The organism is Streptomyces sp. NBC_00663 (assembly GCF_036226885.1).
In the GTDB taxonomy this organism is placed as follows: domain Bacteria; phylum Actinomycetota; class Actinomycetes; order Streptomycetales; family Streptomycetaceae; genus Streptomyces.
Genome location: NZ_CP109027.1, coordinates 3,322,940 through 3,345,626, shown reverse-complemented (window position 1 = coordinate 3,345,626; position 22,687 = coordinate 3,322,940). Strand labels below are relative to the sequence as shown.

Genomic DNA, 22,687 nt, shown 5'->3' with positions numbered 1-22,687 from the left:
AGGGGACGTACACGCTCCGCGCAAGAACGCCAGGAGCGAACAGCGGACGGGAACAAATGTCCCCGCACGCGAGCGGTCAGTGGTGATCGATACCGTGCAGCGGGAAACCGGCGATGCCTCGCCAGGCGAGCGACGTCAGCAGCTGGACCGCCTGGTCGCGCGGGACGCTGCGGTCACTGTGCAGCCAGGAACGGGCCACGACCTGCGCGAGACCGCCGAGCCCGGAGGCCAGCAGCATGGACTCGGCCCGCGACAGACCGGTGTCCTCCGCGATGACGTCGCAGATCGCCTCGGCGCACTCGTTCGTGACCTTGTCGACGCGCTCACGCACCGCGGGCTCGTTCGTCAGGTCCGACTCGAAGACCAGCCGGAAGGCGCCGCCGTCGTCCTCGACGTACGCGAAGTAGGCGTCCATGGTCGCCCGCACGCGCTGCTTGTTGTCGGTCGTCGAGGCGAGTGCCTGCCGTACGGAGCCGATCAGCGACTCGCAGTGCTGGTCCAGCAGCGCGAGATAGAGGTCGAGCTTGCCCGGGAAGTGCTGGTAGAGCACCGGCTTGCTGACGCCGGCGCGCTCGGCGATGTCGTCCATCGCGGCCGAGTGGTAGCCCTGCGCCACGAAGACTTCCTGGGCGGCGCCCAGCAGCTGGTTCCGTCGGGCACGGCGCGGCAGGCGCGTGCCTCGCGGGCGCGCCGCCTCTGTCTGCTCGATGGCTGTCACGCCGCCTCCCAAAAGTCGTCCACTTGCGGTGTGCGCCGCGCCGCCATCGTACTTTTCGGTAACCGTGGTGTGCGCGGTGCGAGCGCAGAATTTCACGTACCGGACGATGGCGAAAGATACACAAAGGTTTCAAAGAGGGATCGAGCGGGCAGTGGGCGCAGCTCTCCGCACCTCTCCGCACCTCTTCCCGCTCACCGTCGTGCGGTGGCGCGTCAGCGGTAGTCGTCCTCGTCGGTCCGGACGACGCGGGCCTGTTCGATGAGGTCGGCCTCGTTCGCCCGGGCGGGGTCGACGGCCGTCAGCGGGTCGTCACGGTCCGCGGTGACGTCCCTCTGCTGTTCGGCGGCGTCGTTCTCGGGGGCTTCGACGTCGAGCTCGGCGCGGTCGCCGTCCTCGAAGGTGTCGGGGTCGCTGGGGTCGTGGGCCATGGGGGGCTCCCTTCCTAGAACGTCCCTGGGGAAGCAGGGGGCCACATGCGGGTGCCCTGCGTACGAGCCTAGGAGACACACGATTTTGGCGCTATGCCATCCGGGTCGCGCGATGGGGGCGGAACGAGGGCTGGGAAACGAGGGCTGGGAGCTGAGTGCAGCCTGTGACGGCGAACACATGAACCAGTGCGTGATCGTCTCGTAACATTGCCGCATGTCTTCGACCGACGTGCCGTTCGTGCCGGCCACCAATGTGCTCCCGAAGGTGGCGGCCGTCAGGGTCGCGGAAGGTGAGCGGCTGCGCTCGGTCGGGCTGCCGGGGATCACGCTGACGGTGCGGTCGAGGCCGCCCGCGCGTGAGGGGCTGCCGGCCGCGCTCTACGTCCATGGCCTCGGCGGTTCCTCCCAGAACTGGTCGGCGCTGATGCAGGAGCTCGAAGCGGTGGTCGACGGTGAGGCCGTCGATCTGCCCGGCTTCGGGGACTCGCCGCCACCGGACGACGGCGACTACTCGATCAGCGCACACGCGCGTGCGGTGATCCGCTATCTCGACGCCTCCGGGCGCGGGCCGGTGCACCTGTTCGGCAACTCCCTCGGCGGCGCGGTCTCCACCCGGGTCGCCGCGGTGCGCCCCGACCTCGTCCGCACGCTCACCCTCGTCTCACCGGCGCTCCCGGAGATCCGCGTGCAGCGCAGCGCGGTGCCCACGGCACTGCTGGCGGTACCCGGGGTGACGGCACTCTTCACTCGCCTCAGCCGCGACTGGACGGCCGAGCAGCGGGTCCGCGGGGTCATGGCGCTCTGCTACGGCGATCCCGCGCGCGTGACGCCGGAAGGGTTCCGGCACGCCGTCGAGGAGATGGAGCGGCGGCAGCAACTGCCGTACTTCTGGGACGCGATGACGCGTTCCGCGCGCGGCATCGTGAACGCGTACACGCTGGGCGGGCAGCACGCGCTGTGGCGCCAGGCCGAGCGCGTCCTCGCGCCCACGCTCCTCGTCTACGGCGGCCGCGACCAGCTCGTCGGCTACCGCATGGCCCGCAAGGCGGCCCGCGCGTTCCGCGACTCCCGACTGCTCAGCCTGCCCGACGCGGGGCACGTGGCGATGATGGAGTATCCGGATACGGTGGCCCGGGCGTTCACCGAACTCCTCGCGGGCCAGGGTGACTTGGAGGTGGGCGTGGGCGCTGGTGGCGTCATCGGGGGTGGCGCCGGGGAGGCGTTGGCTTCGGGGGCTGTGTCCGGCGGTGACGTCGACTCCGCGCGCGCGGGTGACCGCTCCGGGGACGGCGGCTTCGGTGACATGGTCGAGTCCTCCGGTACGGGGGGCTGAGGCGCGACGTGGGACGCCACAGCCGCCGCGGACCCGCCCCCAAGGGCGACTCCGCGGACATAGCCGCAGGGCGAGGCGGCCGGGGGGACGAGGGTTCCCCGGGGTCGCAAGGACAGCGACAGGGACAGGGGCAGGGAGAGGGGCAGCTCCAGGGACCGGGACAGGGCGCGTCGGCGCAGCGAGGTCCCGCGGGGCAGCCGGGCGCGGGTCGACAGCAGGGCTCCGGCCGGCCGCAGGGCCCGGGGCGGCAGCAGGGCGCTGGGCCGCGGCCGGGTGGGCCTGTGGCGGACGGTCCGGTGGTGGGTGCGCCTTCGGTGTACGGGGATCCGGTGTACCGGGTTCCGCAGGGGGCTCGGCTTCCGGACGGGACGCCTGCTCGTGGGGTTCCGCGGCTTCCGGATGGGACGCCCGCGCGCGGTGTGCCGAGGTTTGCCGAGGGGACGCCGGCTCATGGTGTGCCGCGCTTTGGCGACGGGACGCCCGCGCGTGGGGTTCCGCGGCTTCCGGACGGTACCCCCGCGCGCGGTGTGCCCCGGTTTCCCGACGGTACCCCCGCGCGCGGTGTGCCCCGGTTTCCCGACGGCACTCCCGCGCACGGCACCCCTCAGGCGCGGGGCGGTCATCCCGAGCAGCGTGAACGCGGGGGTGCGTGGGGTGAGTTGGGGGCGCGCGGAGTGGCCTCAGGGCAGCCCGGTGTCGCCCTGCCCCGGCAGCGGCAGGCGCCTCCCGATGGTCCCCGGCAGGGGCGCGCGGGCGGGCCTCGGCAGGACTATCTCGATGCCTTCGGGGACCAGGACGTCGATCCGTTCGCGTCGCGTACCGGTCAGGGCCCCGCGTCCTCGCGCCGTACGGCCCACGCGTCCGTGGCCGCCGACCCGTACGCCTCCGTCGGCGACCGGCAGACCACCCCGGAGCCGCGCAGCGACGACGCGCCCACCGGCGAGCCCGTGCGCGGCAAGGGCGGCAAGGGGCGGACGTTCACCGGGATCGCGGCCGCGGCCGTCACCACCGTGCTCGCCGTCGTCGTCGCCGGTCAGGTCGCCGACCGGCAGGACGACTCGCCCGTACAGTCGCAGTCGGCCACCGACCAGGCGCGGGACGCCCGCGACTCCGCCTCGCGCGGGGACGGGCGGCCGACGCCGTCGTCGTCGCCCGGCGTGGCGACGCTGACGTACGAGCAGAAGATGGACAAGAAGTACGCGCTGGCCGCCGGGCTGAAAGGGTCGGGGAAGTTCGACGCGGTGAAGAGCGTCGCCAAGGCGCCCGGCAGCGGGCAGAAGTACACCTACCGCGTAGATGTCGAGCAGGGGATCGGGCTCGACGCGGAGCTGTTCGCCGACGCGGTGCAGAAGACGCTCAACGACGACCGGAGCTGGGCCCACAACGGCGCCCGCACCTTCGAGCGCATCTACTCCGGCAAGCCCGACTTCGTGATCACCCTCGCCAGCCCGGGCACCACGGCCGAGTGGTGCGCGAAGTCCGGTCTGGACACGACCGTGGACAACGTGTCCTGCGATTCGGCCGCCACCGAGCGCGTGATGATCAACGCGTTCAGATGGGCTCAGGGGTCCAAGACCTACGGCGACCAGATTCACGCCTATCGGCAGATGCTGATCAATCACGAGGTCGGCCACCGGCTCGGCAACCACCACGTGACCTGCGACAAGGACGGCGAACTCGCCCCGGTCATGCAGCAGCAGACCAAGTTCCTGGACCACAACGGGATCCACTGTCTGCCCAACCCCTGGCCGTATCCCGGGAGTTGACGGGTGCCTCACAGGTCACGTTGACATGCGCAGAAAAGTCGTACTAATTTTCTGCGCATGTCGTCCCGTCACGCCTCCGTTCGCGCCGCCATTGAGCTGGCGCTCATCGGCGTGACCGCGTTGTGCGTGGCCGACATTCACTGTCGCTGACGTCCGCCCTCTGGCGTTCGCGTCGCGATCTTTTTTCTTCCTTCCGTGAGCCGTCGCTCGCGGTTTTTCGACGACCTGACGCCCGGGTGGACGTCTGTTCACTTCCGTCTCACCCTTCGTCAATCTGTCTCGTCATTCGAGATGTAGAGCGTCATTCTTCGAGAGGTCGTCTCCGATGCGTCAACCGTCCGTCATCGCGCGCCGCGTGGCCGCGGCATCCGTAAGCCTGGTTCTGGCCGCGGGCGCCGCCGCCTGCGGCCCTGAGGACAACGATGCCAAGAGCTCCGGTGGCGACTCCACGCCCCACAAGGGCGGCACCCTCACGGTCCTGAACTCCGAGCCGCAGACGGACTTCGACCCGGCCCGGCTGTACACCTCGGGCGGCGGCAACGTGCCCTCCCTCGTCTTCCGCACCCTCACCACCCGCAACCGCGAGAGCGGCGCCGCCGGTGCGAAGGTCGTCCCCGACCTCGCCACCGACACCGGGCGCCCCAACAAGGACGCGACCGTGTGGACGTACACCCTGAAGACGGGGCTCAAGTACGAGGACGGCACCGCGATCACCTCGGCCGACATCAAGTACGGCATCGAGCGCTCCTTCGCGCCCGAGCTGTCCGGCGGCGCGCCCTATCTGCGGGACTGGCTGGTCGGCGCGGCCGACTACCAGGGGCCGTACAAGGACAAGGGCGGGCTCGACGCGATCGAGACGCCGGACGACCGGACCATCGTCTTCCATCTGAACAAGCCCGAGGGCGAGTTCCCCTTCCTGGCCACGCAGACGCAGTTCGCGCCCGTCCCGAAGGCCAAGGACACCGGCACCAAGTACGAGGAGCACCCGGTCTCGTCCGGCCCCTACAAGGTGGTCAAGAACGAGAACGACGGTGAGACCGTCCTCCTGGAGCGCAACACGTACTGGTCCGCCTCGACGGACGCCGAGCGCAAGGCGTACCCGGACAAGATCGACGTCAAGTCCGGGCTCGACTCCTCGGTGATCAACCAGCGGCTGTCCGCGTCCCAGGGGGCGGACTCGACGGCGGTCACCACGGACACCAACCTCGGCCCCGCCGAGCTCGCCAAGGTGACCGGCGACAAGGAACTCGCCGCGCGGGTCGGCACCGGGCACTTCGGCTACACGAACTACATAGCGTTCAACCCCACGGTCAAGCCGTTCAACAACGTCAAGGTGCGGCAGGCGATCTCGTACGCCATCGACCGTTCGTCGGTGGTGAACGCCGCCGGTGGGTCGTCGCTGGCCGAGGCCGCCACCACCTTCCTGCCGAACCAGAAATCCTTCGGGTACGAGCCGTACGACCTGTTCCCGGCGGGCGACTCCGGCAACGCGGCCAAGGCCAAGGAGCTGCTGAAGGAGGCCGGTTACCCGAACGGGCTCACCGTCACGCTGACCCACGACAACGCCCAGAACTTCAAGACCAGCCCCGAGATCGCGACCGCCGTCCAGGACGCGCTCAAGAAGGCCGGCATCACGGTCAAGCTCCAGGGCCTGGAGGACAACAACTACTCGGACACGGTCCACAGCGTGAAGACCGAGCCGGGCTTCTTCCTCTCCGCGTGGGGTGCCGACTGGCCCTCCGGCGGTCCCTTCCTCGCCCCGATCTTCGACGGCCGTCAGATCGTCAAGGACGGCGCGAACTTCAACTCGGGCCTGCTCAATGACAAGTCGGTCAATGCCGAGATTGACGCGATCAACAAGTTGACCGATCTTGACGCTGCCGCCAAGAGGTGGGGTGCACTGGACAAGAAGATCGGTGAGCAGGCGCTGACCGTGCCGCTGTTCCACCCGGTCTACAAGCGGTTGGTCGGCAAGGACATCAAGAACGTCGTGATCAGCGACTGGACCGGTGTGCTGGACATCTCGCAGGTCGCGGTCAAGTAGCCCGATGAGTGAGGCACTTGTCGCCGTCGAGATCCCCGGGGCAGCCGTCCCGGGGGCCTCGGGGGCTCGTCAGTTCTGGCGGCGGCTGCGGACGCAGCGGGCCGCCATGGTCGCGGCGGGCGTCGTCGCCCTGCTCGTCCTGGTCGCCCTCGCGGCGCCCCTGCTCACCGCGATGGAGGGCCAGGACCCCACCACCTACCACCCCTCCCTGGTCGACTCCGCGCGCGGCGGTGTGCCCGTCGGGTCGCTCGGCGGCATCGGCGGGGACCACTGGCTCGGCGTCGAACCGCAGACCGGGCGCGACCTGTTCGCCCGGCTCGTGTACGGGGCCCGGGTCTCGCTGGGGGTCGCGCTGGCCGCCACGGTCGTCCAGGTGTTGATCGGTGTCGTCGTGGGTGTATCGGCCGCGCTCGGCAGTCGATGGGTTGATCAACTGTTGAGCAGGTTCACGGACGTCATCGTCGCCATGCCCCTCATGATCATGTCGTTGGCGCTGCTCGCGATCGTCCCGGCGAGCTTCCCGCGGCCCGTGCTGGTCGCCCTGGTCATCGGGCTGATCGGGTGGGGCACCATCGCCAAGATCGTGCGCGCCCAGACCCTCACGCTCAAACAGCTCGACCATGTCGCCGCGGCCCGGCTCAGCGGCTGGGGCACCTGGCACATCGCCCGCCGCGAGCTGCTGCCCGGCATCGCCGCGCCGATCATCACCTACGCGGCACTGCTGGTGCCGTCCAACATCTCGGCCGAGGCCGCCCTGTCCTTCCTCGGCGTCGGCGTGAAGCCGCCGACGCCGTCCTGGGGACAGATGCTCACCGCCGCCGACGTCTGGTACCAGGCCGCCCCGCAGTATCTGCTGCTGCCCGCGGGCGCCCTCTTCGTCACCGTCCTCGCCCTGACCGTCCTCGGCGACGGCGTACGCACCGCCCTGGACCCCCGCGCGGCGTCCCGGCTGCGCGTCGGCACCGGCCGCAAGAGGGAGGCCAAGGCATGACCGGCTTTCTCCTGCGCCGTGTCCTCGGCGCCGTCGTCACCCTGCTCGCCATCTCGGTGATCGTCTACGTCGTCTTCTACGTCACCCCCGGCAACATCGCCCAGATCACCTGCGGTCCGCGCTGCTCGCCGGAACAGGTGCACCAGGTCGCCCAGCAGCTCCGGCTCGACGACCCCCTGTACGTGCGCTACTGGCACTTCCTGGTGGGGCTCGTGGCCGGCCAGGACTACTCCACCGGCACGTCCGTGGAGCACTGCTCGGCGCCCTGCCTCGGGCTGTCGTACCAGAGCGACCAGCAGGTCACCCAGCTCATCCTGAACAAGCTGCCGGTCAGCCTGTCGCTGGTGTTCGGCGCGATGGTGCTGTGGCTGATCCTCGGCGTCGGCACCGGCGTCCTGTCCGCCTGGCGGCGCGGCCGGCTCAGCGAACGGCTGCTGACCGGCGTCACGCTCGCCGGCGTGGCCACGCCGGTCTTCGTCATCGGCCTGGTCCTGATGATCGTCGTCTGCGGACAGCTCCAACTGCTGCCGTTCCCGCAGTATGTGAACCTCACCGACGACCCCGAGCAGTGGGCGTGGAACCTGCTGCTGCCCTGGCTCTCGCTCGCCCTCATCGAGGCCGCCGCGTTCGCCCGCCTCACCCGCGCGTCGATGCTGGAGACGCTCGCCGAGGACCACATCCGCACGTTCCGCGCGTACGGCGTCGGCGAGCGGTCCGTCATCGGACGGCACGCGCTGCGCGGGGCGTTCGCGCCCGTCATCGCGCTCAACGCCAACAACTTCGGCAGCGCGGTCGGTGGCGCGGTGCTCACCGAGACGCTGTTCGGCCTGCCCGGCATCGGACAGGAACTGGTCCACGCGGTCAATGTGATCGACCTTCCGGTCGTGGTCGGCATGGTCCTGGTCATCGGCTTCTTCGTGGTCCTGGCCAACGCCGTCGCGGACGTGCTGTACGCGGTGGCCGACCGACGGGTGGTGCTTGCATGAGTACGGTCAATGTCACCGACGACGTGGTCAATGTGGGCAGCGGCCTGGTCAATGTCACCGACCTGACCGTCGAGTTCGGCTCGCTGCGAGCCGTCGACGGGCTCTCCTTCCGGCTGGCACCGGGGGGCGCCCTCGCCCTGGTCGGCGAGTCCGGCTCCGGCAAGTCCACCGTCGCCGCCGCCCTGCTGGGGCTGCACCGCGGAACGGGCGCGCGGGTCGGCGGCTCGATCGAGGTCGCCGGAATCGACGTAGAAAGGGCGTCCGACGAGGTGCTGCGGCGACTGCGTGGCGGCAGGGCCGCGATGGTCTTCCAGGACCCGCTCTCGTCCCTCGACCCGTACTACGCGATCGGCGACCAGATCGCCGAGGTGTACCGCGTGCACACGCGCGTGTCGCGACGAGCCGCACGCGCGCGTGCGATCGAGGTACTGGACCGGGTGGGAATCCCGGACGCGGCACGCCGGTCCCGGTCCCGCCCGCACGAGTTCAGCGGGGGGATGCGCCAGCGCGCGCTGATCGCCATGGCGCTCGCCTGCGAACCGGCCCTGCTGATCGCCGACGAACCGACCACCGCCCTCGACGTCACCGTCCAGGCCCAGATCCTCGACCTGCTGCACACGCTGCGCGAGGAGACCGGCATGGGGCTGCTGCTCGTCACCCACGACGTGGGTGTCGCCGCGGAGAGCGTCGACGAGGTGCTGGTCATGCGGCACGGCCGGGCCGTCGAACACGGGCCGGTAGGCACGGTGCTCGGGCAGCCGGGGGAGACGTACACGCGCGACCTGCTCGCCGCGGTCCCGCGCGTGGACGCGCCCCGGACGGCTGTCGGGGAGCCCGGCGACGTCGTCCTGGAGGCGACGGGCCTGCGGCGCGAGTTCGGGCGCGGCAAGAAGGCCTTCACGGCCGTCGACGACGTCTCGCTGACCGTCCGCAGGGGCGAGACGCTCGGCGTGGTCGGGGAGAGCGGCAGCGGCAAGACGACCCTCGGCCGGATGCTGGTCGGCCTGCTGGAGCCGACGGCGGGCGAGGTCCGTCACGAAGGACACGCGCGCGTGGGCGTGCGGCCCACCGTGCAGATGGTCTTCCAGGACCCCGTCTCCTCCCTCAACCCCCGCCGCAGCGTGGGCGAGTCCATAGCCGACCCGCTCCGCGCGCGGGGCGAGCGCGACGAGCAGCGCATCAGGGGGCGCGTGACAGAACTGCTGGAGCGCGTGGGGCTCGAAGGGGCGCACTACGACCGCTACCCGCATGAGTTCAGCGGCGGACAGCGCCAGCGCGTGGGCATCGCCCGGGCGCTCGCCGCCGACCCGCGCGTCATCGTCTGCGACGAGCCCGTCTCCGCGCTGGACGTCACCACGCAGGCCCAAGTGGTGGCCCTGCTCGGCGAGTTGCAGCGCGAACTCGGTCTGGCGCTCGTCTTCGTCGCACACGACCTGGCCGTCGTACGACAGGTCAGCGACCGCGTAGCCGTGATGCGGCGCGGCCGGATCGTCGAGTCCGGCCCGGCCGACGAGGTGTACGACAACCCCCAGCACCCGTACACCCAGCAGCTCCTGGCCGCCGTACCGGCACTCGACCCCGAAGAGGCCTCGCGGCGCAGAGCGGCACGTCGGGAACTGGCCCTTGCCTGACGTAACGTAACTGCTTGATCTCTTAGCGCGATCGAACGCGACCCGCACGGGAAAGTTACGACCGTTCACCCCTTTTGGTGGCGCGACGGACAACCGTCCATCGCGCCACCGCCTTGTCCGCATACGTTCGTCCCGCTGCGAGCCGCCGGGTCAACGGCGGCTCCCCATACGGGAGATCGGGGGTGTACTCGTGCGCATCGGACTGCTTACGGAGGGTGGCTATCCGTATGTGAGCGGTGACGCCAGGCTGTGGTGCGACCGGCTCGTGCGCGGGCTCGATCAACACGAGTTCGACATCTACGCGCTCAGCCGCAGCCGGCGGCAGGAGGACGAGGGCTGGATCACGCTTCCGCCGCAGGTCAGCCGCGTACGCACGGCACCCCTGTGGACCGCCGAGGACGACGGGGCCGTCCTCGGTCGCCGCGCGCGCCGCCAGTTCGCCGAGCACTACGGCGAGCTGGCGGCCGTCCTGTGCGCGGGCCGCTCCGAGAGCCCTTCGACCGCTGAGGCGGACCGTTTCGGCAGCGCGCTGTACGGCCTCGCCGAACTCGCCCGCGATCAGGGCGGGCTGACCGGCGCACTCCGGTCCGAGACCGCCGTACGCACCCTGGAGCGTGCCTGTCGTACGCCGGGCGCCCACCGGGCGGCACGCGAGGCACGCGTCCCCGATCTGCTCGCCGTCGCCGCACGCCTGGAGCGCGCCCTGCGCCCCCTGTCCCTCGACTGGTACGGGGACGAGGGTCTCGGCTCGGTCGACCTCTGCCACGCCGCCTCCGGCGGTCCCGCGGCGCTCCCCGGCCTGCTCGCCCGGCACTTCTCCGGCGTACCGCTGCTGGTGACCGAGTACGGCGTCCAGCTGCGCACGCACTACCTCTCCGCCACCGAGGCCTCTCCGTCGGTGCGCGCCCTGCTCGCCGCCTTCCACGGCAGGCTCGCCGCGGAGGTCTACGCCCGGGCCGCCCTCGTCACCCCCGGCAACGCACACGCCCGCCGCTGGCAGGAGCGCTGCGGCGCGGACCGCGACAAGATCCGCACCGTCTACCCCGGCATGGACGCCACCCGCTTCGCGGAGGTCGGCGACTCCCCGGAGTGCGCGGACCCGGACACGCTTGCGTGGGTCGGGCGCGTGGAACCGACGAAGGACCTGATCTCCCTCCTCCACGCCTTCGCGGAGGTCCGCAAGGAGGAGCCGAAGACCCGCCTGCGGATCATCGGCGTCCCGGCGGGCAGCGAGGGCGCGGCCTACCTCGGCCACTGCAAGGCGCTCGCCGCCCAGCTCTTCCCCGACGAGGCGCACGGTCGGCACGCCGTCGGCGACAACCCGGTGTCCTTCGAGGAGATCGGCGGCCCGGACATCCCGAGCCCCGCCGAGGCGTACGCGTCCGGCGCGGTGACCGTGCTGTCCAGCGTCGTCGAGGGCTTTCCGATCAGCCTGGTCGAGGCCATGTTCTGCGGCCGGGCGACGGTGTCCACCGACGTCGGCGCCGTGGTCGAGGTGATCGGCGGCACCGGACTCGTCGTACCCCCGCGCAATCCGCGGGCGCTCGCCGAGGCGTGCGTGGCGCTGCTGCGCGACCCCGAGCGCCGTGCGCGCCTGGGTGCCGCCGCACGCGCCCGGGCGCTCGAGCTGTTCACCGTCGAACAGAACATCACGGCATTTCACGGCATTTACCTGGAGATCGTCTCGCGCCACCCGGTCCGCCGGGTCGTCCTCGACGACACCACAGGAGAACCCCGCCCGTTCGCCGTCCCCGCCGAGGCCCACATGCCCGGCCGCTGGACCGGCCCCGCCGCTCGCGTAGTGGCCCGCGGCGGTCCCGGCTGGGCGGCAGGCCCTCCGGTGCGCGCCAACACCCCGCTGCCCGCGACGGAGGGAGCGCGATGAGCGACCTGGGCGAACTGGACCGACCAGGCACCCCGGACAGCCCCGGCGCGTGGGACGCGCGGTCGCAGGAGTGGACGACGGGGGAGACGGAGCACACGGCGCCCGTCACCGCCGACACCCGCGAGGCGGCCCGCACCACCGATGCCTCCCGCGAGGCGCCCACCTCCAATCCGCTCCCGGCGGACGAGGACTACCCCGCGCCCCCCCACCGCACCACACCCACCCCCACCCCCACACCCAAGGCCACGCCCAAGGCCAATTCCACCCCACGCCGAACGGCCGCGGACCCGGTCAAGGCCTTGATGCACCGCCATCGAGAGCTGTGCGAACGAGCCGTCGACCCCTTGGAGATCGCGGCGGGCCTGGAGGCACACGGCGTCACCGACCGCACCGCGACCCGCTTCCGCCACCGGGACGTCTTCTCCCTCGCCGAGGAGATGTACGCGCGCGCGTCCCGAGAAGGTGAACCCCCCGCACCGGCCGCGCCCCCCAAGATCCCCAGGGCCCGCGCCGACTGGGCGCTGCTGACCTTGTTGCCGGGCGCCCTGTGCGCGGCGACCCTCACCGGCATCCACCTGACGCACGGCCAGAACCGCCTGATCGCAGGAGCAGTGGGCACCCTCACCGTGTCCCTGGCCCTCCGCGCGGCACTGACCAGAGGCCCCCTGCGCACCACCCACCCCACCCACCCCCGAACCTGCACCCTCACCTGCTGGCTGATCGCCTACGCCCTGCTCGGCGACGGCCTGCTCCACTCAGCCATCACCGGCGGCCCCGACACCCTCCCCACCGGCGCCGCGAACGCCCCCTGGCCCATGTCAGGAGCCCCGGCGCTTGCCCTGGCCCTGTCTCTGGCGCCCGCGGCCTGGAGCGCCCACCTCCTCACCACGCGGGCCCGCCGCAAACTGACGGTCAGCCGAGGCCTGGAGGACTTCGCGGCAGCCGTACACCCGCTCCTCCTGGGCGCGTTCGCCCTCTACCTGTCCACGCTGACGGCCCTTCTTGCCGTAACAGCAGCAGCCCTGGACGAACCGGCCCCGTACGCCCAGACGCTCACCCTCGGCGCCCTCCTCTTCCTCTCCCGCCTCCTCACCACCCACGGCTTCACCCGCGCACCCGCCCTGATCCTCACGGTCACGGCCACCGCACAGGCAACAGCCCTGGCCACGACCTTCGGGTCCCGCCTCCCCGGCTGCGACGCCCTGGGCACCCCGGTGACATCCCTCGTGAACACCTGGGGCACCGGCGCGATCCCGACGCTCGCCTGCGGCATCGGAGCGGCAACCCTCCTCCTCCACGCAACCCGCAGGCTGACACGGGCCTCGGCCCACGCGCCCACGGACGCGCAGTGCTGAGCCAGGCGAGCTCGCGCGGACGGGCAGCGCGCGACGGCGGCAAGGGGACGTGTCCGGGGGTGTCCGCCCGCAGCGGTTGGCGCGTCAACACGGGCACCTTCTCAGCTGACCGATTCCACGCCGTTCCGAGGACGGACACCCCTCAGCGCGGCCCCGACCCCCAACGCACCCGCACCGCGCCCGACGCACCCACGCGAGCCTGCACCGCACCGGGCACACGCGCGCGGCACTGCACCGCACCACTGGCACCCGAGCACCCCCACCCCGCACCCCCACCCTCCGCACCCCTCCCCCCGCACTTCCACCCCCCCCGCACTCCCACCCACCCCGCACAGGCCGCCGCAGGCATCCCCGCCCACCGCCGGAGCCCGGAGGCACACCCTGCTGAAGGAGAGCACCAGATGATCACCTCCCGACCCGACCACGAGGCCCCGGGAGCAGCACGATGAGGGTCCTGCTGATCGGAGCCAACGGCTACCTCGGCCGCTTCGTGGCCGACCGCCTCCTCGCCGACCCGGCCGTCCAGCTCACCGCACTGGGCCGCGGCGACGACGCCGACGTCCGCTTCGACCTCGCGTCCGGCAGCCCCGGCGCGCTCACCCGCTTCCTCGACGCGGTCCACCCCGGCGTCGTGGTCAACTGCGCCGGCGCGACCAGGGGCGGCGCCCGAGAACTCACCCGCCACAACACGGTCGCCGTGGCCACCGTCTGCGAGGCGCTGCGCCGCAGCGGCTGCGGCGCGCGGCTCGTCCAGATCGGCTGCGGCGCCGAGTACGGCCCCAGCCAGCCCGGCAGCTCCACCGCGGAGGACGCCGTCCCGCGCCCCGGCGGCCCCTACGGCGTCAGCAAACTCGCCGCCACCGAACTCGTCCTCGGCTCCGGCCTGGACGCCGTGGTCCTGCGGGTCTTCTCACCCGCGGGCCCGGGCACCCCCGCCGGCTCCCCGCTCGGCCGGCTCGCGGAGGCGATGCGCCGCGCCATGCAGTCCGGCGACGGCGAGCTGAAGCTCGGCGGCCTCGGCGCCCAGCGGGACTTCATCGACGTACGCGACGTCGCCCGCGCCGTGCACGCCGCGAGCCTGTCCGCCGCGCAGGGCGTCATCAACATCGGCTCCGGCCGCGCCGTCCGCCTCCGGGACGCCGCCGCGATCCTCGCGCGCGTGGCCGGCTACGGCGGCGCCCTCCACGAACTCGACGGCCCGCCCGGCCCGCCGCTGCGCCCCACCATCGGCCATCCGCGCCCCGACCCGGACCACGCGGCTCCGGTCGCCTACCCGTACCCGGACGGCTGCGGCAGCTGGCAGCAGGCCGACGTGCGTACCGCCCGCGACCGCCTCGGCTGGCGCCCCCGTATCAACCTCGAAGAGTCCCTCGCAGACATCTGGATGGAGGCGGCATGCCGCATCTGACCAGCACCAACAGCACGAAACAGGGCACCGGTCTGCACACCGGTCTCGGCATCCCGGGTTTCGCCCACCCCCTCGTCGCCCCCGCCGAGTGGGCCGAACTGACCCGGCCCCGCTCCGCGCCCCTGCACTGGGTCGTCCTCAATGTCGCCGACGGCCCGGGCAGCCGCCCCGACCCGCACTGTCTGGCGGCGGCCGGGCGACTGCGCAACGCGGGCATTCGCGTCCTCGGCCATGTCGACGCCACGTACGGGGCACGGTCGTTCGGGGAGATGGTCTCCGACGCGCACCGTTACATCGACTGGTACAAGGTCGACGGCTTCCTCCTCGACCGCTGCCCGACCGAACGCACCTCGCTCCCCGAGATCCGCCGCACGGTCACCACGCTCCGCGCGATAGCCGACAAGGACACCCATGTCGTCCTCGGCCACGGCACTCACCCCTGTCCCGGCTATGTCGAGAGCGCGGACCAGCTGGTCACCTTCTCCGGCCCGTGGAGCGACTACCGCTGGTCGCAGGTGGCCGAGTGGACCGCCGACTATCCGCCCGACCGCTTCTGCCACTTCGTCCACGGCGTGCCGGCGCCGCATCTCGACGAGGCCCTGCGCATCGCCCGCTGGCAGGGAGCGGCCACCCTCTACTTCACCGACCGCACGGACCGCGGCGGCCGGACCGACCCCTGGGAGACGATGCCCGGCTACTGGGACGAAATCGTCTCGCGGGTCGGGACGGGTGTCTCGGAATGAAAAAGGCCATGGCAGTGTTACGGGGAGAACAATCGTAATGACTGACCGACCAACGGAGTCCCCGTGTCGCTGCCACCCCTGGTCGAGCCCGCTGCCGAGCTCACCGTAGACGAGGTCCGCAGGTACTCCCGCCACCTGATCATCCCCGACGTCGGGATGGACGGGCAGAAGCGGCTGAAGAACGCCAAGGTGCTCTGTGTGGGCGCCGGCGGCCTGGGCTCGCCGGCGCTGATGTACCTGGCCGCGGCGGGCGTCGGCACGCTCGGCATCGTGGAGTTCGACGAGGTCGACGAGTCGAACCTCCAGCGCCAGATCATCCACAGCCAGGCCGACATCGGCCGCTCCAAGGCAGAGTCCGCGCGCGACTCCGTCCTCGGCATCAACCCGTACGTGAACGTGGTCCTTCACGAGGAGCGGCTCGAGGCCGAGAACGTGATGGACATCTTCAGCCAGTACGACCTGATCGTCGACGGCACGGACAACTTCGCGACCCGCTACCTGGTCAACGACGCCTGCGTGCTGCTCAACAAGCCGTACGTGTGGGGTTCGATCTACCGCTTCGACGGTCAGGCCTCGGTCTTCTGGTCCGAGCACGGGCCCTGCTACCGCTGCCTCTACCCGGAGCCCCCGCCGCCGGGCATGGTCCCCTCCTGCGCCGAGGGCGGCGTGCTGGGCGTGCTGTGCGCGTCCATCGGCTCCATCCAGGTCAACGAGGCCATCAAGCTCCTCGCGGGCATCGGCGAGCCCCTGGTCGGCCGCCTGATGATCTACGACGCCCTGGAGATGCAGTACCGCCAGGTCAAGGTCCGCAAGGACCCCAACTGCGCGGTCTGCGGCGAGAACCCGACCGTCACCGAGCTCATCGACTACGAGGCCTTCTGCGGCGTCGTCTCCGAGGAGGCCCAGGAGGCCGCCGCCGGCTCGACGATCACTCCCAAGCAGCTCAAGGAGTGGATCGACGACGGCGAGAACATCGAGATCATCGACGTCCGTGAGATCAACGAGTACGAGATCGTCTCGATCCCCGGCGCCAGGCTGATCCCGAAGAACGAGTTCCTCATGGGTACCGCCCTGGAGGGCCTCCCGCAGGACAAGAAGATCGTCCTGCACTGCAAGACGGGCGTCCGCAGTGCGGAGGTCCTCGCCGTGCTCAAGTCCGCGGGCTTCGCGGACGCCGTGCACGTCGGCGGCGGAGTGATCGGCTGGGTCAACCAGATCGAGCCGCACAAGCCGGTCTACTGACCAAAGGTCCGCCGTACGGCGGGGGCCGCACGCACCACGGGTGCGCGCGGCCCCCGCCGTCGTCATGAGCAGACCTTGCCGTCCTTGGGCACCGTGCCCTTGAGCAGATACGCGTTCACCGTCGAGTCGACGCAGTCGCTCCCGCTTCCGTACGCCCCGTGCCCCTCGCCCTTCCAGGTGAGCTCCACACCGACGCCCTTGCCCAGCTCGTCCGCCATCTTCCGGGCGCCCTCGTAGGGGGTCGCCGGGTCGCCGGTGTTGCCGACCACGAGGACCGGCGCCGCGCCGGGTGCGCTCACCTCCGGGGTGTCCCGCTGCCCGGCCACCGGCCAGTCGTGGCACCAGCCGGCCGTGTCCCAGCCCAGGAAGGCCCCGAAGACGGGCGAGAGCTTCTCGAACGTCGGCAGCAGCTTCTTCGTCTCCGCCGCGGTCGGCCGCTGCTTGTCGTCCAGGCACGATATGACCCGCTGGGAGTGGGTCGTCGTACCGTAGCGGCCCGAGGTGTCCCGCTCGTTGTAGCCGTCGGCGAGCGTCAGCAGCTCCGAACCGTCGCCCTCCTCCGCCGCCTTCAGCGCGCTGGTCAGCGTCGGCCAACTGGCCTTGCTGTAGAGCGGCAGCACGATGCCGGTGACCGCGAGGGTCTGGGTCAGCTTCCGCGAGGTCCCCGTCGGCAGCGGGTTCGCGTCGAGGTCCTTCAGCAGCGCGGCGATCTTCCGCGTGCCCTGTTCGGGGTCCTGGCCGGTCGACTTCAGGTAGTCGTCCAGCGCGCGCTGGAAGCCCCGGGCCTGGTTCTCGGCGTGCCCCACGGTGTCGGCGCTCGGGTCGACGACCGCGTCGAGGATCAGCCGCCCCACGTTCTTCGGGAACAGATGGGCGTACACGCCGCCGAGTTCGGTGCCGTACGAGATGCCGAAGTAGTGCGTCTTCCGGTCGCCCAGCACCTGGCGCATGAGGTCCATGTCGCGGGCGGTGTCGGTGGTCGAGACATGCGCCAACAGCTCGCCGGCCGCCTTCTGGCAGCCCTTGCCGAAGTCGGTCGCGTCCTGGAAGTAGGCGGCCTCCTCGGCCGCGGTGTCCGGCGTGGCGTCGACCGACTCGGCGGACTCGATCGCCTTGTCGCCGCGGCAGCGGACGCCTTCGCTTCCGCCGACCCCGCGCGGGTCCCAGCTCACCAGGTCGTACCGCTCGCGCAGCGGTGAGACCGTCGCGCCGTACAGCGGCATCATCGACACCCCGGAGCCGCCCGGGCCGCCGAAGTTGAACAGCAACGAGCCGATCCTGTCGTCGCCGCGGGCCTCGGCGCGGATCAGCGCGAGGCCGATGGTCTTCCCCTCCGGCTTCGCCCAGTCCAGCGGCACCTTGAGCGTCGCGCACTGCCATTCGCTGCTCGGCGCGGGGGAGTCGGCGGTGCCCTTGCAGCCTTCCCAGTCGAGCTTCTGCGAGGTCAGCGAGGCGGGCAGTGCTGCCCCGGCCTCGGTGTCGGAGGGACTCGACGACGGACCGGCCGCGTGGGTCTCCCCGTCGCCCCCGTCGCCCTTTCCGTCGTCGGACGAGCCGCCGCTACAGGCCCCCACCAGCAGTGCCGCGGCGGCGGCCAGAGCCGTCCACCGTACGAAACGCGTCATCGCAGTCCCCCCTCGCAGGCCGTCCGCATCGTGCCGCGGATGGCGGTCATGCCATGGTAGGCGGATCACACGACGACCGCTGAGGCCTGTGGATAACGTTCTGACCTGCGCTTTTATTGATGCGGGAGGGTCAGGAGCACACGGTCCCTGCCGCCGGCACCCTGCCGTCCAGCAGATAGCCGTTCACCGCTGTCTGCACACACCTGTTCTTGCTGTCGTAGGCGCCGTGTCCCTGGCCCTTGTACGTCAGCTCGACGCCGACGCCCTCGCCCAGCGCGTCCACCATCCTCCGCGCCCCCTCGTACGGCGTGGCCGGATCTCCGGTGTTGCCGACGACGAGGATCGGCGCCGAGCCGGCCGCGCTCACGTCGGGGTGCTCGGCGGCGCCGGACACGGCCCAGTCGGTGCAGCTGACCATTCCCCAGGCCAGATAGTCGCCGAAGACCGGGGAGGCGGACCGGAACTCGGCGAGCTTCTGCTCGACAAAGTCCTCGGTGTACCGGGCCTTGTCGTCCGCGCAGTTGATGGCGATGTTCGCCGCGGTGAGATTGCTGTACGTGCCGTCCTCGTTGCGCCCGTTCATGGAGTCGGCCAGCAGCATCAGGACCCTGCCGTCCCCGGCGTACGCCTGGTCCAGGCCCTCTGTCAGGTACTCCCAGAAGTCCTGCGAGTACAGCGACTGGGCGATGCCGCTGGTCGCCGCGGTCTGGGTCAGCTTGCGCAGCCCGACGCCGGGGATCGGCGTTCGGTCGAGGTCCTTCAGGAGTTTGGCGATCCGGTCCTTGACGTCCTGTGCGGTGTCGCCGATCGGGCAGTCCTCGGTCTTCGACACACAGTCCTCGGCGAAGTTGTCGAGGGCGAGCTGGAAGCCCTTGGTCTGGCCGAGCGAGCCCTGCTCGGAGTCCTCGGTCGGGTCGACCACGGCGTCGAACACGGCCCGGCCCACCCGCTTGGGGAACAAGTGGGCGTACACGCCGCCGAGTTCGGTGCCGTACGAGATGCCGAAGTAGTGCAGCCGGTCGTCGCCGAGGACCTGGCGCATCAGGTCCATGTCGCGGGCCGCGTCGGTGGTGCGCACATGAGGGAGCACCTTCTTGGAGTTGTCCTCGCAGGCCGCGTTGAACTCCTTGGTGTTGTCCAGGAGCTTGGTGCGCTCGGTCGCGTCGTCGGGGGTGGCGTCCTGCTGGAAGTACGCGTCGAGCTGGAGGTCGTCGAGGCATTCCACGGGGGCGCTGCGGCCCACTCCGCGCGGGTCGAAGCTCACCAGGTCGTAGCGGGTGCGCAGTTTCGCGTAGTCCTCGCCGAAGGCGGGCAGGGTGGTGACGCCCGAGCCGCCGGGGCCGCCGAAGTTGAAGATCAGGGAGCCGATCCGCTTGCTCTCGTCGCCGCTCGCCCGCGCTCGGATCAGCGCCAGCTCGATCGTGTCGCCTTTGGGTTCGTCCCAGTCGCGGGGCGCCTTGAGGGTGGCGCACTGCCACTCGTCGCCGTCGGGCAGAGGCGACGGGGCGTCACCGCCGCCCTCCGCCGTGGACGGGGCCTGGCAGTCCTTCCAGCTCAGCTTCTGGGCCGTCAGATCCTGATCCTTGGCGTCGTCGCCGCAGCCCGCCAGCACGCTGGACAGCAGGACGGCGGAGGCGGTCAGGGCAGCGGCCCGCAGACGGGGAGGGTTCGGCATGGTCCCATCCTGCGGGCGGGCAGGACGGCCCGCTCGGGGCACGGGCCGTACGAGGTACGCGCGCGTGCCCCTCGTACGGGACTCGGGGTGGCGCCTACAGCGCTCCCTTGCGGGACAGGTGGTTGAAGGCCAGCCAGCCCGGCAGCACCGGCAGCCACAGGGTCAGCAGCCGGTACAGGAGGACGGCGGGCGCGGCGACCTCGCTGGGCAGGCCCACGGCGATCAGACCGACCGTCAGGGTCGCCTCCACGGCGCCCACACCGCCCGGTGTCGGAGCCGCCGAACCGAGCGCGTTGCCGGCGAGGAAGACGACGGCGACGCTGGCGATGCTGATCGAGGAACCCTCGGTGCCGAAGGCCCGGATCGAGGCGTCCAGGCACATCACGAAGCAGGCGGTCAGCAGGAGCATGCCGCCGATGCCGGTGAGGAGCTTCTGCGGCCGCTGGAGTACGTCGAGCATGCGCGGCACGACACCCGCGAAGAGCGAACGCACGCGCGTGACCACGAACTTCCGCAGGAACGGCACGGAGGTGACGACCAGCACGAGCACCGCCACCGTGAGCAGACCCGCGATGACCGTCCGGGAGGGCGACAGCGACGGCGTCTTCTCGGTACCGGTCAGATAGCCGAAGGAGAGCAGCATGAGGATGTGGCAGCCGAGCCCGAACAGCTGCGAGGCGCCGACACTGGCCACCGCGAGCCCGGGCCGCACCCCCTGGCGTTGCAGGAAGCGCGTGTTGAGGGCGACGCCGCCCACCGCGGCCGGGGCGACGATCTTCACGAAGGACCCGGCGACCTGCGCCCCCACGGTCCGCATGAAGGGCACCCGCTCGGGCACGAACCCCAGCAGCGACATCGCCGCCGCGAAGTAGCTCGCCGCCGAGAACAGCACGGCCGCCGCGACCCAGCCCCACTCGGCGTTCTGGATGAGCGGGCCGAACTCGATGTGGGTGAGCTGCGTCAGCAGGAAGTACGCGCCGATGGCACCGGCGATGACACTGATGAGCGTGCGCGGCCGCACCCGCTCCAGACGGGCCGGCTCGACGGGCGCCTGGGGCCTGATCAGCAGCACCTCATGGCGGATGAGCGTGAGCAGATCGTCCTCGCGCGCCTCGTCCAGTGCCTCGTCGATGGCCCGCTTCTCGGCCCGCGCCTCCGCGCGTACGGCCTTCTTGTCGGGCTTGTCGAGCACCGGCTTGGCGTCCTCGTGGGCCTCTTCTAGCCTGGCCTGCTTGGCCTGTCGGGAGGCCTCCAGGATCGCGTCGCGCTCGCGCTGGGCGCGTTCCCGGGCCAGTGTGCGCAGCGTCGCGCGCGTGGAGCGGCTCAGGGCGATGGGCTGGAGCATCGGCAGACAGTCGGCGACGGCGTCGGGACCGAGCACGTTCACCGCGGCCGCCACCGCGCGGTCGGCGCCCACGCGCAGCCCGAGCGTCACCAGCAGTTGGGAGATGTCCATGCGCAGCAGCAGGTCGCCGGCCGCGATCTCGCCGACGCGCAGGTCGGTGAGGATCACGGTGCCGGAACGATCCACCAGAATCGCGTCGCCCACGAGGCGCCGGTGCGCGATGCGCCGGGACTGCAGGGCCCGCACCTGGTGCCAGGTGTCGCGCAGCAGGTCGTCGGTGATCTCCTCGTCCGCCAGCGAGTCCAGGGTGCGCCCGCCGGTGTGCTCGTAGACGAGCATCACGGCGTCGGGGCCGAGCTCGGAGGTCGCGATCAGCTTGGGCGCGTTGGCGCCGGCCGCGATGGCGGCGTAGGCCAGCAGGGCCTCCTGCTCCAGGGCTTGGCGCAGGGACGGCAGGCTGCTGCGGGTGGCGAAGCCGCGCAGGGTCAGATTCCTCCACGCGCGGTAGAAGAAGCCCTGCGCCTGCTGCTCCCGGTCGACGACCGTCACGTCGAGCGGCGGGCCGTCCTCCAGGGTGACGAAGTAGCGCCGGCCGCGGTCTCCGGTCTCCGGCGTCTCCACGGCCTCCTCGCGGGCCGCGCTCACCGGGTGGAAGCCGACGTGCCGCAGGCCCGCCATCAGCGTGCGCCCGGTGGGCCGGACGTTGGGCGAGCCGACCGCGTACAGGGTGCCGTAGGCCACGGTCCAGCCGATGAGCACCGTCAGGATGATCGAGAACGGTGTCGTGTAGCCCGTGACGAGCATCGAGAAGGCGTCGAGCATCAGCACGATCCAGAGCACCGCGCGCCAGCGCGGCCGCCGGGACATGCCGACCGCCGTCATGTACGCGATGACCGGTGCGAGATAGCCGTGCACCGGGTCGGTCAGGGCGTGGATGTCGCCCGGGGAGGGCTGGGTCAGCGCTTCCTGGATCGAGTCTGGAGCGGCCTTGGCGACCCAGAGGTCGGTGGCCAGGGTCACCCCGTGGGCGAGGACCGCCGCGAGCACGCCGTCGGCGATGCGCAGCCCGTCGCGTTTGATCAGCCGCTCGATCGCGAAGGCGACCGGCACCAGCAGGATCGCGATGCTGGAGGCCAGGCCCGCGATCTTGATGAGCAGGTCGGGCGCCTGTCCGGTGCCCTTGTTGATGTCCTGTTCGAGGCCCGAGGTCGTGCCGTGCGCGAAGGCGGCGATCGCCAGCAGCACGGCGACCGCGAGAACGCCCACCAGGAGCCGCATGAGGTCCGAGGGACGGTGCACGCGCGCGGGGAGGAGGGGTTCGTCGCCCTCGACCTCTTCGGCGTGTGTCTCCTCGTCGAAATCGGCGCTGGTCGCGGAGGTGTCGGCCGCGTCGTCGGCGCCGGGGCGCGACGAAGCGTCAGAGGTGCTCTCCGCGCCCTCCGGGTGCACGCCCTGTTGCTTCATCGTCTCTTCTTGATCTCGTATCACCGGTCACCGCCCGCACGATGGTGG

The 22,687-nt window shown here is 71.3% G+C and carries 17 protein-coding genes; 12 read left to right on the top strand and 5 right to left on the bottom strand.

The genetic code is table 11. The features are described from left to right. Positions 1–76: 76 nt before the first annotated feature. Both OG866_RS14995 and OG866_RS14990 read right to left on the bottom strand, forming a co-directional pair. Positions 77–718 carry a TetR/AcrR family transcriptional regulator gene (locus OG866_RS14995; protein WP_329334999.1) on the bottom strand — a complete coding sequence of 214 codons (642 nt, stop codon included), beginning with the start codon at positions 716–718 and terminating at the stop codon, positions 77–79. Positions 719–930: 212 nt separating this feature from the next. Further along, positions 931–1,146: a hypothetical protein gene (locus tag OG866_RS14990; RefSeq protein WP_329334997.1), complete on the bottom strand. Its 216-nt coding sequence runs from the start codon at positions 1,144–1,146 to the stop codon at positions 931–933. A gap of 214 nt (positions 1,147–1,360) precedes the next feature. Here OG866_RS14990 and OG866_RS14985 point away from each other — a divergent pair, with 214 nt between their 5' ends. From OG866_RS14985 to moeZ, 12 genes are all read left to right on the top strand, one after another. Further along, positions 1,361–2,479: an alpha/beta fold hydrolase gene (locus OG866_RS14985; RefSeq protein ID WP_329334996.1), complete on the top strand. Its 1,119-nt coding sequence runs from the start codon at positions 1,361–1,363 to the stop codon at positions 2,477–2,479. Positions 2,480–2,487: 8 nt separating this feature from the next. Further along, entirely contained in the window at positions 2,488–4,245 is a 1,758-nt protein-coding gene (locus tag OG866_RS14980; RefSeq protein ID WP_329334995.1) for a DUF3152 domain-containing protein, read from the top strand. 57 nt (positions 4,246–4,302) lie between these two features. Continuing rightward, positions 4,303–4,395: an Ms4533A family Cys-rich leader peptide gene (locus tag OG866_RS14975; RefSeq protein ID WP_329334993.1), complete on the top strand. Its 93-nt coding sequence runs from the start codon at positions 4,303–4,305 to the stop codon at positions 4,393–4,395. A 175-nt stretch (positions 4,396–4,570) separates the two neighbouring features. Further along, the gene (locus tag OG866_RS14970; protein WP_329334991.1) at positions 4,571–6,289 is read left to right on the top strand and encodes an ABC transporter substrate-binding protein; all 1,719 of its coding nucleotides are present in this window, start codon (positions 4,571–4,573) and stop codon (positions 6,287–6,289) included. 4 nt (positions 6,290–6,293) lie between these two features. Beyond that, the gene (locus tag OG866_RS14965) at positions 6,294–7,280 is read left to right on the top strand and encodes an ABC transporter permease (RefSeq protein WP_329334989.1); all 987 of its coding nucleotides are present in this window, start codon (positions 6,294–6,296) and stop codon (positions 7,278–7,280) included. After that, positions 7,277–8,266 (top strand): ABC transporter permease, encoded by a 990-nt coding sequence (locus OG866_RS14960; RefSeq protein ID WP_329334987.1) that lies wholly within the window; start codon positions 7,277–7,279, stop codon positions 8,264–8,266. The genes OG866_RS14965 and OG866_RS14960 overlap by 4 nt, the downstream gene beginning before the upstream one ends. Beyond that, positions 8,263–9,897: an ABC transporter ATP-binding protein gene (locus OG866_RS14955; RefSeq protein ID WP_329334985.1), complete on the top strand. Its 1,635-nt coding sequence runs from the start codon at positions 8,263–8,265 to the stop codon at positions 9,895–9,897. The genes OG866_RS14960 and OG866_RS14955 overlap by 4 nt, the downstream gene beginning before the upstream one ends. 190 nt (positions 9,898–10,087) lie before the next feature. Further along, positions 10,088–11,782 (top strand): DUF3492 domain-containing protein, encoded by a 1,695-nt coding sequence (locus OG866_RS14950; protein ID WP_329334983.1) that lies wholly within the window; start codon positions 10,088–10,090, stop codon positions 11,780–11,782. After that, positions 11,779–13,137, top strand: coding sequence for a hypothetical protein (locus tag OG866_RS14945; RefSeq protein ID WP_329334982.1), 1,359 nt, complete (start codon positions 11,779–11,781; stop codon positions 13,135–13,137). The genes OG866_RS14950 and OG866_RS14945 overlap by 4 nt, the downstream gene beginning before the upstream one ends. Before the next feature lie 445 nt (positions 13,138–13,582). After that, positions 13,583–14,545, top strand: coding sequence for an NAD-dependent epimerase/dehydratase family protein (locus OG866_RS14940; RefSeq protein WP_329334980.1), 963 nt, complete (start codon positions 13,583–13,585; stop codon positions 14,543–14,545). Next, a complete protein-coding gene (locus OG866_RS14935) occupies positions 14,533–15,288 on the top strand; it encodes a spherulation-specific family 4 protein (RefSeq protein ID WP_329334979.1) in 756 nt (251 codons plus the stop codon). The genes OG866_RS14940 and OG866_RS14935 overlap by 13 nt, the downstream gene beginning before the upstream one ends. A 63-nt stretch (positions 15,289–15,351) precedes the next feature. Next, positions 15,352–16,530, top strand: a complete 1,179-nt coding sequence (gene moeZ / locus OG866_RS14930; RefSeq protein ID WP_329334978.1) for an adenylyltransferase/sulfurtransferase MoeZ — start codon at positions 15,352–15,354, stop codon at positions 16,528–16,530. Between the two features lie 62 nt (positions 16,531–16,592). On the opposite strand, the gene OG866_RS14925 is transcribed toward moeZ, so the two are convergent. The 3 genes from OG866_RS14925 to OG866_RS14915 all read right to left on the bottom strand — a co-directional run bounded on the left by OG866_RS14925 (position 16,593) and on the right by OG866_RS14915 (position 22,639). Next, complete coding sequence (locus OG866_RS14925) at positions 16,593–18,155, bottom strand: alpha/beta hydrolase (protein WP_329334977.1); 1,563 nt, start codon at positions 18,153–18,155, stop codon at positions 16,593–16,595. Between the two features lie 130 nt (positions 18,156–18,285). Continuing rightward, on the bottom strand, positions 18,286–19,830 hold the full coding sequence (locus tag OG866_RS14920) for an alpha/beta hydrolase (protein WP_329334976.1): 1,545 nt from the start codon (positions 19,828–19,830) through the stop codon (positions 18,286–18,288). Positions 19,831–19,924: 94 nt separating this feature from the next. After that, complete coding sequence (locus tag OG866_RS14915; RefSeq protein WP_329334975.1) at positions 19,925–22,639, bottom strand: lysylphosphatidylglycerol synthase domain-containing protein; 2,715 nt, start codon at positions 22,637–22,639, stop codon at positions 19,925–19,927. Positions 22,640–22,687: the final 48 nt, after the last annotated feature.